The sequence below is a fragment of the Paenibacillus sp. FSL R7-269 genome (assembly GCF_000517865.1).
In the GTDB taxonomy this organism is placed as follows: Bacteria; Bacillota; Bacilli; order Paenibacillales; family Paenibacillaceae; genus Paenibacillus_AQ.
This window is the reverse complement of sequence record NZ_ASPS01000031.1, coordinates 106939-123728: the sequence shown is the minus strand read 5'-3', so window position 1 is coordinate 123728 and position 16790 is coordinate 106939. Positions and strand designations below refer to the sequence as shown.

Annotated in this window: 16 protein-coding genes; 1 reads left to right on the top strand and 15 read right to left on the bottom strand. The window is 51.8% G+C overall.

Going from position 1 to position 16790, the window contains the following annotated elements; genetic code table 11:
• The first annotated feature begins 1 nt into the window (after nt 1).
• The gene (locus C162_RS16560; protein WP_036695609.1) at nt 2-454 is read left to right on the top strand and encodes a rhodanese-like domain-containing protein; all 453 of its coding nucleotides are present in this window, start codon (nt 2-4) and stop codon (nt 452-454) included.
• A gap of 91 nt (nt 455-545) precedes the next feature.
• Here C162_RS16560 and C162_RS16555 read toward each other — a convergent pair whose 3' ends face one another.
• The 15 genes from C162_RS16555 to C162_RS16485 form a co-directional block, all read right to left on the bottom strand.
• On the bottom strand, nt 546-1334 hold the full coding sequence (locus tag C162_RS16555; RefSeq protein WP_036695608.1) for a formate/nitrite transporter family protein: 789 nt from the start codon (nt 1332-1334) through the stop codon (nt 546-548).
• 335 nt (nt 1335-1669) lie between these two features.
• Entirely contained in the window at nt 1670-4195 is a 2526-nt protein-coding gene (locus C162_RS34410; protein WP_051493583.1) for an S-layer homology domain-containing protein, read from the bottom strand.
• Nucleotides 4196-4353: 158 nt separating this feature from the next.
• On the bottom strand, nt 4354-5448 hold the full coding sequence (locus tag C162_RS16545; protein WP_036695607.1) for a toxic anion resistance protein: 1095 nt from the start codon (nt 5446-5448) through the stop codon (nt 4354-4356).
• Nucleotides 5449-5461: 13 nt separating this feature from the next.
• A complete protein-coding gene (locus tag C162_RS16540) occupies nt 5462-6175 on the bottom strand; it encodes a hypothetical protein (protein ID WP_036695606.1) in 714 nt (237 codons plus the stop codon).
• 36 nt (nt 6176-6211) lie between these two features.
• Nucleotides 6212-7267 (bottom strand): ATP-grasp domain-containing protein, encoded by a 1056-nt coding sequence (locus C162_RS16535; RefSeq protein ID WP_036695605.1) that lies wholly within the window; start codon nt 7265-7267, stop codon nt 6212-6214.
• Entirely contained in the window at nt 7264-8100 is an 837-nt protein-coding gene (locus C162_RS16530) for an HAD family hydrolase (RefSeq protein WP_036695604.1), read from the bottom strand. Before C162_RS16530 ends, C162_RS16535 begins: the two co-directional genes overlap by 4 nt.
• Nucleotides 8097-9251 carry a cysteine protease StiP family protein gene (locus tag C162_RS16525; protein WP_036695603.1) on the bottom strand — a complete coding sequence of 385 codons (1155 nt, stop codon included), beginning with the start codon at nt 9249-9251 and terminating at the stop codon, nt 8097-8099. The genes C162_RS16530 and C162_RS16525 overlap by 4 nt, the downstream gene beginning before the upstream one ends.
• Nucleotides 9248-10540 (bottom strand): phosphoribosyltransferase family protein, encoded by a 1293-nt coding sequence (locus C162_RS16520; protein ID WP_036695640.1) that lies wholly within the window; start codon nt 10538-10540, stop codon nt 9248-9250. The genes C162_RS16525 and C162_RS16520 overlap by 4 nt, the downstream gene beginning before the upstream one ends.
• Before the next feature lie 76 nt (nt 10541-10616).
• On the bottom strand, nt 10617-11825 hold the full coding sequence (locus C162_RS16515; RefSeq protein WP_051493581.1) for an HpcH/HpaI aldolase/citrate lyase family protein: 1209 nt from the start codon (nt 11823-11825) through the stop codon (nt 10617-10619).
• Between the two features lie 232 nt (nt 11826-12057).
• A complete protein-coding gene (locus C162_RS16510; protein WP_036695602.1) occupies nt 12058-12801 on the bottom strand; it encodes a TerC family protein in 744 nt (247 codons plus the stop codon).
• Between the two features lie 27 nt (nt 12802-12828).
• On the bottom strand, nt 12829-14151 hold the full coding sequence (locus C162_RS16505) for a TerD family protein (RefSeq protein ID WP_036695601.1): 1323 nt from the start codon (nt 14149-14151) through the stop codon (nt 12829-12831).
• Between the two features lie 94 nt (nt 14152-14245).
• Nucleotides 14246-14827 (bottom strand): TerD family protein, encoded by a 582-nt coding sequence (locus C162_RS16500; RefSeq protein WP_036695600.1) that lies wholly within the window; start codon nt 14825-14827, stop codon nt 14246-14248.
• Nucleotides 14828-14877: 50 nt separating this feature from the next.
• Nucleotides 14878-15453 (bottom strand): TerD family protein, encoded by a 576-nt coding sequence (locus tag C162_RS16495; RefSeq protein WP_036695599.1) that lies wholly within the window; start codon nt 15451-15453, stop codon nt 14878-14880.
• Between the two features lie 29 nt (nt 15454-15482).
• On the bottom strand, nt 15483-16079 hold the full coding sequence (locus C162_RS16490) for a TerD family protein (protein WP_036695598.1): 597 nt from the start codon (nt 16077-16079) through the stop codon (nt 15483-15485).
• Between the two features lie 112 nt (nt 16080-16191).
• Nucleotides 16192-16638 (bottom strand): tellurite resistance TerB family protein, encoded by a 447-nt coding sequence (locus C162_RS16485; RefSeq protein ID WP_036695597.1) that lies wholly within the window; start codon nt 16636-16638, stop codon nt 16192-16194.
• Nucleotides 16639-16790: the final 152 nt, after the last annotated feature.

Sequence of the window (16790 nt, the reverse complement as noted above, 5' to 3'; positions counted from 1 at the left end):
TATGAAAAGACAGGCAAAATCTCAAGTACTGGCTGCACAGGCTGCGGACCCGGCGGATGCAGTAAGGCATTTCACCGCAAAAGCAGCATTCGAAACGGATGTCGCCGATGTTGCTTATGATCTGAGCGAAGGAATTACCGGCTTCCGGCTTATCGATGTTCGTGATGCCCATTCTTATGCGGAAGCGCATCTGCCGGGTGCCCTCTCTCTGCCCGGAGGCCTCCTACACACCACTTCCCCGGAGTGGTCCAAGGAGGAGGTTCTGGTGATCTATTGCTGGGGGCCTGCCTGTAATGGAGCCAGCAAAGCCGCTGCACAGCTCGCCGCACAGGGGTACTTGGTGAAAGAAATGCTCGGAGGCATAGAGTATTGGCGCAAGGAAGGGGGAAATCTGGAGGGGACTCTTAAGGAGAACGCACCTCTGTATTGGAACGTATCTGACAGCTCACTATAATATCTCCAAACTCCCTAATTCCGTACCACAGATGCAAAACAGCGATCCCCCTATCACCGGAGAATCGCTGCCCTGTCGATTATATTGCCGTTCAGTGAGACTCATCCTCCAGAAATGGCTTGTTCACATAGTAATACATCACGCCCATTAGCACGCCGCCGCCGATGAGATTGCCTAATGTGACCGGGACGAGATTATGCACCACGCCTCCCCAGGAGATCGTACCGGGGTGGTCCAGGACGAGGGCAATCGCGAAGGTACACATGTTGGCAATACTATGCTCGTAACCCGAGATGAAGAAGCAGAACACGAACAGCACCATGGCGAACATTTTGGCACCGTCGTTCTTCATTGACATCGGCACGAAAAAGGCCAGACAGACGAGCCAGTTACAGAGAATCGCCCGGAAGAACAGCTGCATCGCCGGAGCTTCCATCTTATGGGCCACCACATTCAGCAGGAACCCGTTGACAGAGGAATCATAGAACAATCCGGTCAGAAAAATAAGCAGCGCAAACGACGTAGCCCCAAGAATATTGCCCAGGTAGCTGACGACCCACATCCGCACAACCTCAGTCCATGCCAGCTTGCGCCTCAGTGCCGCATAGGTGTAATAAAAAGTGTCCCCGGTGAACAAATCGCCCCCGCCGTAGGAAATCAGGATGATGGCTGCGCCGAACGTGATTGCAGCCATCGGATAGGTCATCGGCGATTGTTCCATATAGAAGAAGTTGCCGGTCTTAAAAGCTACGATCACGCCGAATCCGATAAACATGCTGGCGAGCATGGCCCTGGCAATGTAACGCCATACGCTTTGCCGGAAGATCTTCTGTTTCTTAAGTGCAAGCTTCTCTACCTGCAGCAGTGCCTCGTTCTCCATTTGACCTCCGTATTCACTTTATATTTTCAGCGGTGCCGGAAGACTGTTGTACAGCCTCCAGGCTATTATACCCAATAAACCACTGGAAATTGCTTGAATCACAGAGCATCAATAATTTATGGATTCCGCACACTGCCCGCACCCTTTTCACAGGCCGTTATCCTCCCGATCATTCAGGCTGGCAATCGCCTCCGCTTTCTCACTGCTGGCTACGACGATAAGCACTACGATCAAGCATCCCAGAATCATCCCGCTTATCCCCTCTTTCTCCACAGGTCGCCTTAGTGACAACGTATGTGGAGGAGCGGGATAATATGAGTAGGATTAGCGGAGAATCAGTCAGTCAAACCGCCAACATAATAATTAAGCGCCTTATAATTAGCATCATAGAACAGGATAATGTAGTCTTCCGGTTGTCCGTTCCGCACCGCATCATCAGATAACTGAATTCGCTCATAAAGATAGATACTGTTAGTATTACGGTAATCATTTAAATACTTCACTGCGGATTCTGCAGTGAATTCTTGCTTAGCTGCAGCTAACGCTGATTTGGAGGTCGCTGTGAAAAAGACCGCCTCGGGATGCATTTTCTGATAATCCTGTACAGATACATAATCTATCCGCGTACCGTTGTTATAGTCCCGGACTAACTTAATGCCGTCGTGAACTTGGGTCGCTGTACCATCCCATACAGGCTGCTTAGGCGTGAAATCAACCAGTTTTGTGGCGTAACGTATGGCTTGTCCCTCTTTGTTATAGTAGACCACAGTCACATAATTCTGTCCGCTCTTATCTGTTACCGCAAGAACGGAAGTCTGAACATCAGCAATATTAATTTTCCCATAAGGGCTTGGTTGTGCTAAATCTTCTGCACGAACAGGATTGGCTGTAATGTAATACGAGAAGCTGCCTACGCTTTCCTTCAGCTCATCTGGGTAACCCATCAAATTCATGCTTATTGTCTTGCCGTTGAATTGATTATATCCATCAATAATCACGGATTGAACCAGGTCCATATTCTGTAGTGGTCCCGATTTCTTGGCGTCCATCAGAGTTGATACAGCATTCTTAAGCTTATTCTTGCGTTCTCCCCAATTGAAAGAATCATCAAACGGCAAGTAAGCTCTATAAGCCCTGTTCACTGCATCTTCATCCATTAAAGTTACATTCGAAGGAAGCTCGTCAATTCTTTTCATGGCTGCTTCTAATTTCAGGTCTGTGCTAAGCATCACTTTGCCGGTGTAAAATCCCAACGCCTTCATCTCGGAATCGAGGAAAATAATGGTGTATTCGTCTTCGTTATATGTTTTGAAATTATATAATGTATCATAGGCAAACGGGATATAGCCCGGTGATGAAGCAGCACCTGCTGTATTAGAGGTTACTGTAGCATCAATCACACTGACCCAGCTGTCTCTGTACACTTTACGCGAAGCATGAATGATATCATTCAATTCCAAATTCAGTTTACTGTCCATATAGTACTTCGGGGTAATTGTATATCCCACTGCTCTTCCGCCAAATTGCAGAGCAGCATCTTCCACATCAATAGTATCCCGATAATATACTTGGGAAGACACGGTGCTGAATTTCTCCTGGGTAATAGTCACACCACTGTGCAGTAACATTATACTGCTAGAAGCCTCAGTAACTGTAGGCTGCAAATTCACCTGTTGAGTATAAAATCCAGTCACTTCATTCGAGGAATTCCGCACCAGAACCGAGACATATTTATCGCCTGCTGCGCCAATCTTACTGGCAGGAATCCAGATGCCCGTCTGCTTGCCCAATGAGTAGCCCGTACTAATAGAAGCGTATTGGAGATTGGTAAGCTTCCAATGGAGGTCTCTAGAGCTGATCGGCTTCGCGGTTACATAATAAGTAATACGGTCATTTAGGCTCACCGCACTCCCGAGCACTCTGCTATAATCAATTTCCAGATAAACGGTATTCGTCACTGTGTTGTCAGGACGAGAGGTAATGCTGATATCAAGGGCCGGAAGCTCCTTGACCGGTAATTCATTAACAGGTTCCGGGCTTGGTGTCGGTGTTGGAACCGGCGCTGGTGTTGCCGCCGGAGCCGGGGTTGGCGTCACCTGAGGACCACCACCACCGCCGCCACTGCCACTACCTCCACCACTTCCTCCCGCAGCTACAGCAGCAGTTACAGTTGGTGCAGCTGCAGCTACTGGAGTAGCCGATGGTGTTACGGCTGGAGCAGGCGTCGCCGCTCCCTGTGCAGATTGACCCGTTCGAGAGACTGAAGCATCAATCAGCGCCAAGGATTCTGCACGGGTCAAGGCTTTGACGGGCCCGAAGGTTCCATCCGGGTATCCTTTAAGGACTCCCGCCGTGACTGCTGCTGCAATACTCCCCTTGCTCCAGGATGCCATCTGGCCCGCATCACTGAAACCCTTCAAGACCTCTGTATCACCCGCGCTGAGCTTCAGCAGCTTAGTGACTATAACTGCCGCTTCCTGGCGGTTAATCGGGGCATTCGGGCGCATCTCATTGTTGAAGCCCTGGATATATCCAGCCGCTACAGCCTTCGCAACCTCACTATACACCCAGCTGGTAGACGGCACATCGGTGAATTTCACCTTACTCTGTTCCGTAAAATGATAAGAACGGTTGATGAGTGTCATGAACTCCGCTCTGGTAATGGTCTGGTTCGGTTTAACCGATCCATCCCCAAACCCTTTAAGCAAGCCGCTGTCCAGCCAGCTTTGAATGGTTTGTTGGGCCCAGTGGCCTTCATAATCCTTTGAAACTGCAGGCTGAGCCAGTACAGTCCCCATCGATCCGAATAGCATCGCCGCTCCGGCGAACCCTGCCAATATTCTGTTTGCTTTCCTGACCATCAATATTCTCTCCTTGTATGTACGACTAGAACCTTCTCATAATAGCTCACCGGAATATATTAGTAAATTAGAAATTTAACAGTAAAAAAGCCTACTGAATACCTATCAGCAGGCTTCTCCATCATTCTATAAAAATTGTACCAGCCACATTCAAATCATCAGTTCAAAAAGCTGCTCAGCCCGCTCTCCGCCTGCTTCAAAGCCTGCGGCTGTGAGCCTTCGTTAAGCCCGAGCCGGTTGTTAAGCTGGGTGTTGATGGTGGTCATTTTGGACGTATAGTCCTGACAGCTCTCGATAATCCGCCGGTTGGACTGCTCCGAGGTATCCAGGGCGCTGAGCAGGTCGCCAATGGCCTGATTCACGGCTTCCAGGGACATGGACGGCTTGGAGAGCAGCTCCGTGGTCTTCTCGGTCGTCGTGCGCAGCAGCCGCGCATTCTCCTTGAACTGGTCCTCGATCGTCTTGTTGGTGGCTTCCACTGCATTGATGACATTCTCCTGATCGGCCAGGGACATGGCAATCATCGCCGAGACGGTGATCAGGTTAGAAGTCTTATCAATCGCGTTGTTTACGGAATCAATCAGCTTGTCATTATTGTCATTGATGATATCCGTTGCCGCAATCGCCTGATTGTAGAGCAGAATCATCTCGGTCATGGACTGAATCCGCACCATAACCTTGCGCAGCCCCCGCTCCAGATACGCTTTGCGGAATTCATTCTCGGGCTTAGCGATCTCAACCTCGAACAGCTCCTTCAGCTTATTGCCGAAGGCGATCTTGGTCTGGAGGTTATAGATCTCCTCCATGGAGGTACGCTTCAGCTGGCGCATGTTAACGATGCTCTCCTCCAGCGTATCCCGTCCGTCACGCAGACCGGTGATAATGGCATCAATGTTAGTGCGGACCGACTGATATTTGTAGACATAATTCTTAAGCGGGCTTTTGCGCAGCATTTTGCCGAAGAAGCTGACATTCTTGCTCTGCTGAAGGGTCTCGCACTCACCCCGCAGCTTCATAATCATATTGGGTACTTCCACCCGCTTACCGCTCATCAGGTCATTGACCGGGCGGTCCAGCAGCTTCAGCGTCTGGCCTGCCTTCTCCTGCGTCTTCACCCCAAGCTTCCCGATATCATCCATCAGGGAATCCAGTGCCACCGTGTCAGTCTTGGCTACCTGCTCAATTAGCTGGGAAGCCTCCTGGACTACCTTCTGCTCATCTTCTTTTCTAAGCTCAATTAACTGCGTGGACATGGTCGCCCTCCTCCTATAATTCGGAACTGCTGTAGCGCTGATGAATCAGTTCCGCCTTGGTCTGAAGTTCCATCAGGTCTTTGTGCTCAATCGTCGACGCAATATCAGAAATTTTGGCATCGACATCACGCAGACCATTCAGCAGCATTCTCCGGTTTCTTGTCTTGGCTTCGCCGCCCAGGCGCAGGAACGGATTGATCACTCCGTTAAGGTCCTTCAGCACCAGCCTGCGGACGGTATGGTTGATCTCGCCATTGCCCAGCTCCTGCAGCAGCGGAATGACGCGCTGCAGTCTGGCGAACAGTGCCAGCGACTTCTCGACAATTTCATTGTCCAGCGTATCCTTCTGCCCTTCGGAGATAATCATATCCTCCAGAATACTAAGATACTCTACCACCGGGGCGAACTCTGCCCCGATCTGTATTTCCTCCCTGTGTCCGGTTCCCGAATGGGCCGGGGAGGCCTGTCCCGCAGCAGCAGGCAGGGCAGCAGCAGACGAAGCTTGCGGCGCGGCGGCGGATGCTGCCGGAATCGCCTTCGGCTCCTGTCCGGCAGGAATCACCTCCACCGGGAGATTCACTCTTGTACGCCTAAGCTCCGGCACCGCAAGTGCAGCTCCGATTACCGGAAGCAGCAGCGAGACCAGCTCAGGCAGGAAGCCGCTGGTCAGTACGGCTACGACATAACCGGCACCGGCATACGCCAGTACTTTGAATTTAGCTTGCATTCCTTCTCACCTCTTATGAGCGTGAATGCTTCACGCTCAATTCACGGAATCCGTAATCACGGATTCTCCGTTTATTCTCATGATCAGCGGCTGCTCAACATGGCTGGCCAGGACGTTATGCTCGAACTCCGCAGGCAGAACCTCGCCGCCGAGCGCGCTTTTGACAGCCAGATATGGGAAGTTGATTCCGGACAGACAGGAGATATGCAGACCGCCGGACATCCGCGGGTTAATCTCCAGCAGCTTGGGGACGCCGCCGCTGTACTTCATCTGGACATTGAAATTGAACGGAATCCGGTACGTCTCAGCCACCCTGCGGGCTACCTCCGCAAGCTCCGGGATATACTCCATAAGCCGCAGACGGCCACCCGCCTTCCGGCGGGGAACAGCGGCCAGCAGATTGCCCTTCTCATCCGACAGACAATCAATACTATATTCATAGCCCTCCAGCAGCTCCATCACCATCAGGTTAGGGAAACTCCCGGCTTCATCAAGGATGCAGTAAGCCTCCTCGAAGGAGATCAGCGGAGTCACATGGCCGAACAGCTCCTCCACGGGACTGCGGTCATTATCTATGATCCGGAATCCCAGTCCGCCTTCCGTCTCGGTAGGCTTGAAGCAGACCTTGTGTCCTTTGGCTGTGAGATCTTCATAAGCTTCCCTGAACTGCTGCGCATTACTAACCACATGATAATCAGGAATCGTCATAATCCCGTTGGCCTTCACGCTCTCATAGAACTTGCCTTTGTCCATGATCATCTCCAGCAGATCCAGATCACGGCAGACCAGCACCTTCGTCCCGATCTCATCGAACAGCGAAGCGTGCAGCGCGATATCGAGCATATGCAACCGGGGAATGAAGATATCAATCTCGTTCCGGCGGCAGAAGTCAACACAGAACTGCACATATTCAATGCCTTCGAGCGCCGGCTCAGTTCCGGCCACATCGGCGCCTTGCAGCGACATATGGTGGATATCCGGGTGGGTGGCGAAGATTTGCACCGGAATCCCGTCTTCATTGCCCCGGATGAGATTCATGTAGTGATAGGCAACAGAGAACCAGCGGTTGAAATATATATTTACCTTTTTCATGGTGGCGGTCCAACTCCCAATGCTGTCAAATGTGTATAAATCCTGTGAACATACTGCATAATCTCATCCGCGGCAAATACTCCCGGCCGCTCAGTAAACGGATACTCTAAGTGTACTAAACCCGCCTGCTGCTCGGCAAATATTTCTCCGTGGCAGGGGGCTATGGCATAGTCGGCGGCGGCGAGCAGGCTCTTGTCCAGAAGAGAGTCCCCAGAGGCAACCATCGGCTCCGAATGCACAGTGCGGCGCACATGGAGAATGGCATCGCTTTTGTTCACCGCCTCCGGCACGATATAGAGCTTGCGCCCCTGCAGGGATACTTTCCAGCCAAGCTCACCCAGCCGCTGCGCCATCTTAGCAATCTCCTCCAGCGGCAGCAAATCCCGGTGAACCACGAACGTATAGAACAGCTCATCGCAATACCGCCGGCTGATGATCCATTCTTCCCGGACAACAGCGCGCACGATGCTTTCGGCTTCTTCCGTTGCAGCGGAGCCGCGTTCCACCGCTCTGCCAACAGCCGTCCGCCAATCCTGGTCCACTACCCCGTTCACAAGAATATTGCCGCCATTGCTGGTGATGGCATAATCCGGAATGACCGTCTCCTGGAACAGGTTAATCCGCCGGTACTGGGCAATCGTACGTGTAGTCACCGGCATGAAGACAATCTTCGCCGCCAGCTCTTTCAGTGTAGCCAGAGCCTGCTGTGAGATATACGATACCGTTCTGCCGTCAACAACCTCTGCCGGAGCCAGACCAGGGGTATCCTCAGGAACGCCTATCGCGCTAGGAGAGTAGATCAGCGTGCGGTCCAGATCGCTGGCGTAGATCATTCACTCTCCCCTTTCAGCGGCTTGATGATTCCACAGCAGGAGTAGGTCAGCCCGGGATATACCTCAACCGGTACGCCCCGGTCCTCAGCCAGCAGCAGAATATGCCGCAGGTTGGGATTGTCCAGCCTGTCGACAAGGATTCTCCAGGGCACTCTGCGCAGCAGTACACGCGTCGTCTCACCGACTCCGGGCTTCACCAGATTGATATTATCAATACCGAAGGTATCCTGGATACTGCGGATATCGGCCAGCCCCTGCCAGGTAATCTCCGGCGGATGCTCAAGCATCTCCGCAGCCTGTGCTAGCGCCTCTGCCGCTACTTCAGCGAAATACGGGGTAATTGCTTCAACGAATACGTTGGACAGGTCACTGTCCAGCCATTCCTTGTAGAATTTGGCCCCGTGGAATTCCTCAGGCCCGATCAGATCATCACGGAGCACCGTACGGCTCATCAGGCCGGATACCGTGGAGTTCAGGCAGGCGCTTGGAATCAGATAATCCTCCCGGGTTCCGTAGGTACCCGAGCAGTGACCGGGATCAGCAAGTACCGCCAGATCATCATTTAGCGTAAGGCCATATTTCTTATACATACTCTCACAGGCCTCTATCAGCACCTGCCGGATGGCCCCCTTGCCGGTCCAGCCATCGATGAATTGCAGCTCGGCATCCCCTCCATGCTGCTGCAGCATATAGAGCACCGCATTCTCATCAATCCCCTTGCCGCGGATAATGGAGATGCTATAATGCGGAAGGTCCGCTCCATATTTCTCAAGAATATAACGTTTGATCAGTACCCCGATCGGAGTGCCCGCTCTCGCCAGAGAGACCAGCACGGTATTCGCCGTTCCCCGCCGGGCAACAATCATCTCGGACACCCCAGCTACAGCCAGCGCCACCTTCCTCGCAGTCTGCTGCAGCGTCTCATGAAACAATTCGATATACTGCTCTGTCGGCTGGTATTCCACCGGAAGCATCTCCGAATAATGCACGCCGGACTGGATCGCTTCCTCCCGCTCCGCCGTCCCCCGCTCAAGGGATACATTGCTTAGATCCTTGAGCAGGAAGGTAACGTCGGAAGCAGGATAGCTGCCCAGTGCCACCGGAGGAGATATTCTTCTATTGTGAATGGCTTCGATATCTATTCCCTTCATAGCCCTGAGCCTCCCGTAACTGGTTCTGGGCTGAACACAACAAGATGTACCTTATTGCCCGCCAGCCTCTGTAAAATATCCGTCATCGGCGCAATCCGCTGCCGGGGCACCTCGCGCTCCAGCAGGACGAAGATATCGTCATACTGGCCGGGGTCCACATTATAGATGAAATTCGTGATCTCCGTATCGCCTGCGGACGGATAGGCAGCGGCGCTGTGCACACCGTAATCCGCACGCCGCTCGGGATGGATCGGACTGCGGGTCGAGGACTGGTACAACACGCCCTCTCCCATCTCTGCGGCGATCCGCATCGGCAGATACATGAACTCGCCTACGCCCATCACCAGCGTACGGGCACCTTCACGCAGTCCCCGAAGCTGCCTGGCCACATGGCTTACAGCTACATCAATCTGCGCATTATCCGCAGACTCCAGACCGAAGCGGCCGCTGTGCTTCAGATATGGCGATGGATTGATAACGCCCTGCCCATCCGCCGAGGTTACAAGAAGCCGCTCTAAGCCGTCGAATGCATAAGTGGTTACAAGCTCTGCGCCTGTGGAAGCAGCGGCTCCGCTATCAGCTGCGGCTTGCAGCTGCGGTATTCCCTCAACCTTGATACTTCCCTGAAGCAGGGATAAAGCGGTTATACGAATTCCCAGCTCCTGCTCCAGATCACGGTAAGCCTGGATATTAGCTTCACTCCGCCAGTCCAAGAGAGAGGCCACTACATAGTCCCTGCGCGGAAATTTGGACTGGATGTCACGGATCGTATTAATCGCCGTATTACCGGTCGTAATCTCGTCATCCACCAGCACAATCGGCTCTGTCCCCGATAACAGTTCAGCATTCAAGGCATAGCAGAGATGATCTACGGCGTGGGAATGCTCCTCTTCAAAGGTGACCACCGATTCCAGCTCAGGAATCAGCTCACGCGTGGTATGAATATAAGACGCACCGCCAGCGAACGCATTATACATGCTATGGCCCAGGGCGGTAGCGGTTTCGGCGAACCCTATAAACAGAACCGGCTGCGGCAGAACCAGGCGCGCAGCAAGCAGCGCATGATAAGCTTCTTCCGCAACTTCAGGATGGATCAGGCCATGAACGGCCTGGTTCATCAGCGGGTCCATAATCTCCCGGTCAACGGTATCCGCGCCCATCTCCAGATACAGAAGCAAGGCGAGTGCAGCTCCGCTGAGCAGCGGGGTATACGGTCCTACGGGAATATGCTTGCCAAGTACTTTGCTGACGAACAGGAAGGAACGCTTCTTATTGATTCGTGCAGCCATGGAGAACAAGGAATCCACAGGCATATGAAAAGGATTCGAGGTTTCTGTTACCGTAACCTGCAGATTCTCGACGATATTAAACGTGTGTGTATTCGTTCTCGGGTAGTAATCCGACAAAATGCTGTTGTTCATGTAACACCCCGTATATTTGAGATCGTAATAAAATTCGTCTGGCCCAGTTCAAATGAGGCTTGATTTCATTCATTTTGTTATAATATTCACTCTTGAACACGCCGCGGCTGCCATCGTTGCTGTCTACAATACTTAAGGCGTCCACATACTCTTCATGCATTACAGTATACATGGCCTGCACCGGTCTGAGGTGGGAGGGGTGGATAATAGTTTTGCCCACAATGCCGTTCTCCTTGTCCAGAATCACTTCCCGGATCAGTCCGTCCATCGAGCTGGAGATGAAATTATTGCGCATCTCGCGGCCATGCTTGCCGTAGGTATCCTCGAAGGGCGTCTCCCGCAGCTGCGGGCGGAGGACACGGTGTCCTTTGCTGGCAAAATACTCCCACACAGGTCCCGAGATCACGTAGCCTTCCTCTACACGGCCAAATACGTTAATGATATCCGACATGCAGTCACGGATCGGCGTCAGGTCATAAATACTGATATCCGGACTGCGCCGCAGTCCGAACAGACTGGAGAAGTCCGTCGCCCCAATCCGGACATTCAGCACATACTCGCGGTATTGCCCGAGCAGATCCCGGACCCCAAGCAGAGTGTCCATCCGGCTCTCCCGGTAGATGATCGGCGCATTCTCCAGAATCGGCATCCCGTACAGCACCGGGGCGGAATAGCTGCGTGTGTCATTGTAATCGGCAATAGCCTCGAAATAATCTGTACCGTTCTCTACGGAGAATTTGGGGAAGACGAAGCCGGTCAGCATGGTGATTAATGATCCCAGCCGGAAAATCAGATCTCTTAGCTGTGCAGGGTTACGTACGCGGATGAACAGCAGCGGAAGACTGCCGAGCTGGTCCGGCTCATTCTCCGCATAAGCGGACAGGAACGCCAGATGCCTGACGATGGACTCTTCGGCATAATCCACTTCACCGTCCCCGATGGCATCCTCCAAATCTATGATTACCGTGATAAGCCCCGAGGCTCTCAGCTTAATAATATCTTCGGCAACACTGGCACGGGTGGCCGGCATATACAGGGCTGCTCCGACGGCATAAGCCAGTAAATCCTTACGGGTAGTATGATCAAATGAAACCGGCGGAACATGGAATAATGAGGCTTCCTGTTCTTGTGTGAGGTAATCGAAATATCTCAAAGCCCTTCCCCCTTAATGTTGTGCCAGCACAATACAAATGGCCTTTGGCTTCGAGCAGAACCAGCTATGCCGTCCTCTCGGGGACGGTATCCGGCTTTCTTTGAACCCAAGCAAAGGCCATGCTATAAACACCTATTACGATTACCCGAAAGGCGCGCCGGAGTCCACCCTTCCCGTGAACCCCGCGCCTTCCTGCACAGCTATAAGGATAAAAATATGAAGCAGAGGTGAATCAGGCTTTGTGGTTCTCGGCCTTCTTCCGTTTGCTTGCGCTATACACGATAGTACCTGCAAACACCGCAATTAGAATACCGAAGAAAATTACATGCGGCAATTCATAGCCGAAGGCTCCGGCAAGCATTTTACCGGCAATCAGTGCAATAAGCAGGAATGCCGTTTGTTCCAGTTCAGGATATCTTGCGATCAGCTTGAGGAACACCTGTGCCACACCGCGCATCATCAGTACGCCGAGAATACCGCCAAGGAAGAGTACCCAGACTTCAGAACTAAGACCGAATGCTGCTACCACGCTGTCAATACTGAAGGCAATATCCATTAATTCAACCAGAAGGACCGTCTTCCAGAAAGAGGCACCTTTATTCTTAATCTCGCCATCTTCACCGCTGCCCTTGAACAGCCCTTTGTAGGCAATATAGAAGAGATACAAGGCCCCGAGCACCTTAACCAGCGTAAATTTGACGAGATAGGTCCCCAGACCAATCGCCAGGAATCTGAATAAATAAGCGCCGAGTATCCCGTAGAACAAAGCCTTACGCTGCTGCTCCTTCGGAAGGTGCTTAACCATAACCGCCAGTACAAGCGCGTTATCAGCGGACAACAGACCCTCCAGCAGAATCAGACTTCCGATAATTCCCCAGCTGACAGGGTCGGAGAGCGTTCCTGCAATATCACTCCATGAGAAGAAATGCCCGTAATTCTCACCGATACTCCTAAAAAAATCACTGAACCAGTCCATTCCACTTGCGCCTCCGGTAATATCAAATTATTTGCTTCCCGCTACCCAGCGAAGCCCCCAGCCATAAGCCTCATCCATCTCCCGGTGACCGCTGAAATATTGCACGAGCCGTTCAATACTGAAGGTCTCATTGTCCACATTCCGGATCAGCGCGATGGCACACATGCCTTTACGGTTGTTATGCTCGTCCAGATTAACGATAATATCCGGTCCTCCATCCTGCTTCAGGGTAACCACTCCATCCGCCTCAGACCAGTTGGTAACTCCTTTGTAAATAAAGGCAAACACCAGAATCCGTTCGATCTGGGCAACCTTACTTCCGTTTATACGCAGATTCTCGCCGGATGTTACGGAGCCGGTCCGGTCATCTCCATCGAGCATCATATAAGGCTGCTGCTGCAGGTTACCGAACGCATTGCCCAGTGCCTGCACCACGCCTTTGCTGCCGTTCTTCAGCTCATACAGACAGGCCAGATCGAGATCCACCCCGCCCTTGTTACGGCTGAACAGCCCTCCGCCCTGCTTCTGGTTCCAGTTGAGGTTAATCAACAGCTCACCCAGTCCGGAGGCGGATTTCTTCAGGTTAATCGAATCGCCCTTCTTCTTCAGCTCAATCTTCTTCAGATTGAGATTCAGCGCCGGTGCGGGAGCAGCCTCCTGCTTAGGCGGTGCCGGTGCAGGCGGTGGCGGAATCACAATATTCGGTCTGGATGACTCCGCGCGGGGCGGCGGCACTTGAAGCGGCGGGCGTCCCGGCGGCGTCTGTTCCTGCGGCTTCGGTGCCGGTGCAGGCTCATCCTCAACTTCTATGCCGTAGTTGCCGCAGAGCGCCTTAAGCCCGCCCGAGAAGCCCGCAACAATCGCACTGTATTTCCATTCTTCACCATGTCTATATAATTCTCCAACTACAACAGCCGTTTCCACAGAGAACTGATTTCCGAGGTTACACCGCAGAAGCTGCGCACCTGTCGCCTGATTTACGACCCGGCACTCCGCTTCGCTCATTTGTCCGAACATCTGCTTGCGGTTTTCTCCGTCATACAGAGTAAGGGTGAAGGCAATCTTCACTATGTTTGCCGGAATCCGCTCCAGCGAGACCTCGAACTGCTTCAATCCGCCCGAAGCCGTCCCCGGCACATCCTTATAGGTGATATAGGGAGTAGACGGGTTATTATAAAAAATCAGATCATCGTCACTGCCCACTTTACCGCCAGCTCCAAGCAGGAATGCGGAAGCATCAATATCCATGGAAGACGGAGCTTTCCACCCGATCTCAACCGTAATGCTGCGGAGCCCCGGGCTCCCTTTGGTCAGGTCTGCTTTCTGCCCTTTGACTACTTCTGTATTCATTCTTACGCCACCTTTATACATGGATAAGAGCGCAACTTATCAGATTTTGTGTATAAAAAGGGCAGGATCGATGATGATCCCGCCTTTGAAGCTCTTATTGCGCGTCCAGCCCGTAGTTTTTGCATAATGCGCTTAGTCCGCCGGCGAAGCCGCTGCCGATCGCCTGGAATTTCCAATCCGCCCCCTGGCGGTAGAATTCACAGAAGACTACAGCCGTCTCGGTGGAGAAATCCTCGCCCAGATCGAACCGCAGAACCTCACGGTCGCTGGATGCATCTACAACGCGGACAAAAGCATTGGAGACTTGTCCGAAGTTCTGCGCCCGGGTCTCATAATCATAGATCGTGACCGTGATCCCGATACGCTGAATATTCGCAGGCACCAGACTGAAGTCTACGATGATCTGTTCATCATCCCCGTCGCCTTCACCTGTACGGTTGTCGCCTGTATGGGTTACAGAGCCTGTACCGCCAGTCGGGTTGTTATAGAATACAAAGTCATTTTCGCTTTTGGCTTTGCCGTCCTCATGCAGCAGGAATGCTGATGCATCGAGGTCGAAATCCTTGCCGCCGCTATACTTGTTTGTATCCCAGCCCAGTCCTACTACAACTTTGGTCAGACCCGGATTCGTCTTGGTAAGATCAATCCGCTGTCCTTTGGAAAGACTGATCGTCACTGTCAAAAACCCTCTTTCCTTACAGATTTAATTCCCGTAATGTCAGAGTCTTATTGCAGGCCGTAATCACGGGTCAAGCCGGCCAGACCGTCCTTGTAGCCGCTGCCGATCGCGTTGAATTTCCATTCTGCGCCGTTACGGTACAATTCACCGACAACTACGCCTGTTTCAACGGAGAAATCTTCACCCAGGTCAAAGCGGATCAGTTCCTCACTATTCGCATCGTTAACGATACGCACATAAGAACGGGAGACTTGTCCGAAGTTCTGGCTTCTGGACTCTGCTTCATAGATGGTAATGGTGAAGGCAATCTTGTCCACATCTGCAGGAACATTAAGCAAATCGACTTGAACCTGCTCATCGTCTCCGTCGCCTTCTCCTGTACGGTTATCGCCGGTGTGAACGACAGATGCGTTCTCGTTCTGCTTGTTGTTGAAGAAGATGAAGTTGGTTTCTTTATCTACTTTACCGCTGGCATTGGTCAGGAACACGGAAACGTCAAGGTCAAAGTCCTTACCGCCATCGTATTTATTCGTATCCCATCCTAGGCCGACTGTGATTTTGGATAAGCCCGGGTTGGTTTTGGTCAGATCGATTTTTTGTCCCTTGGATAAGTTGATAGCCATGAATAGAGCCCTCTTTTCTCAAATTGGATTTAGATATAGCGTTCTGCCAGCTGATTGATATGCGCTGCGTGGGCGCCTTCACCGATGGCGGCGAATTTCCACTCATCGCCGTGACGGTACAACTCACCGCAGATCAGTGCCGTGAAGCCTGTATAATTGTCTGTCAGATTAAACTTAACCAATTCTGCGTTGCCTGCCGCATTAATAATGCGGATATACGCAGATTTGATCATCCCGAAATCCTGCTTGCGGTTCACAGCATCGTAGATGTTGACTACAACCAGAACCTTATGGACATCGGCAGGAATCGACTTCAGATTCACATTAATCTGCTCGTCGTCCCCGTCTCCCTCACCCGTCAGGTTATCTCCCGAGTGAACCACGGAGTTGTTCGTATTCTGTTTGTTGTGAAAGCAGACGAGGTTCAGCTTATTGGTCAGCTTGCCGTTCTCATTCAGCAGCAGCGCTGAGGCATCGCAGTCCACGTTCGCCTGTTTCTTGACGCCAAAGAATCCTCTTGCCGGTTCGGCAGGGTCCCAACCCAGTCCTACAATTACGTTAGACAGTCCGGCATTGCCTTTGGTTAAATCGATCTTCTGACCTTTTACCAGATTAATTCCAGCCAACTTGAAGTACCTCCGTTTCCAGATAGAAGTGTGCTTGCGGGTGTTACATCAGTGATACGGCGATGAATCGCCTAAAGTTTCACCTAATTAGCAAATGGAATCCAGCCTGTAATTACAGGCTGAATTCACTAGGGCTAAGTGACAGCACATTGCAGATATTCCGCACAACCGCTTTCTCATGCTCATCGAAGTCACCGTCAGCCGCACCAATCGCGGAGCATACGCCTACAATAACGCGGCCAATCTCCGGTTTGCTGCTGAACTTTGCAATCGCCTTGAGCGCTTCCTGCTTGCCGATTTCGGGCGAGAATTCGAAGTTGCTCACATAGAAATTAAACTGGGCGATGACATCTCTCATATCAAATACCTTAAGTTCATTGCTGAGATTCATGTACCCCGCCATCTTGTTCTTCTCGGATTCCTCAATCTTGCCGTCAGCCGCAGCCACCAGTGCGCAGCCTGCCACTACAGCATTCATGAAGTCTTTATTTTTAAATTTCTTAACCTGTTCTGTCAGTCCGTTTTTTGTCGTATTCAGCCAATTTTTAAATGTGCTCATCGTATTCTCCTTCTATCATTATGGAATTATGACCAGCAGAAAGCCTATGCGGTCTTATTAAGCACCCTATCCTTGTCTGCCGGAAATATAAGGATAAATCATTATGCAGAACCGCTGTCATCCTTATACTTTAAAAAAAGATATCCCCGAGC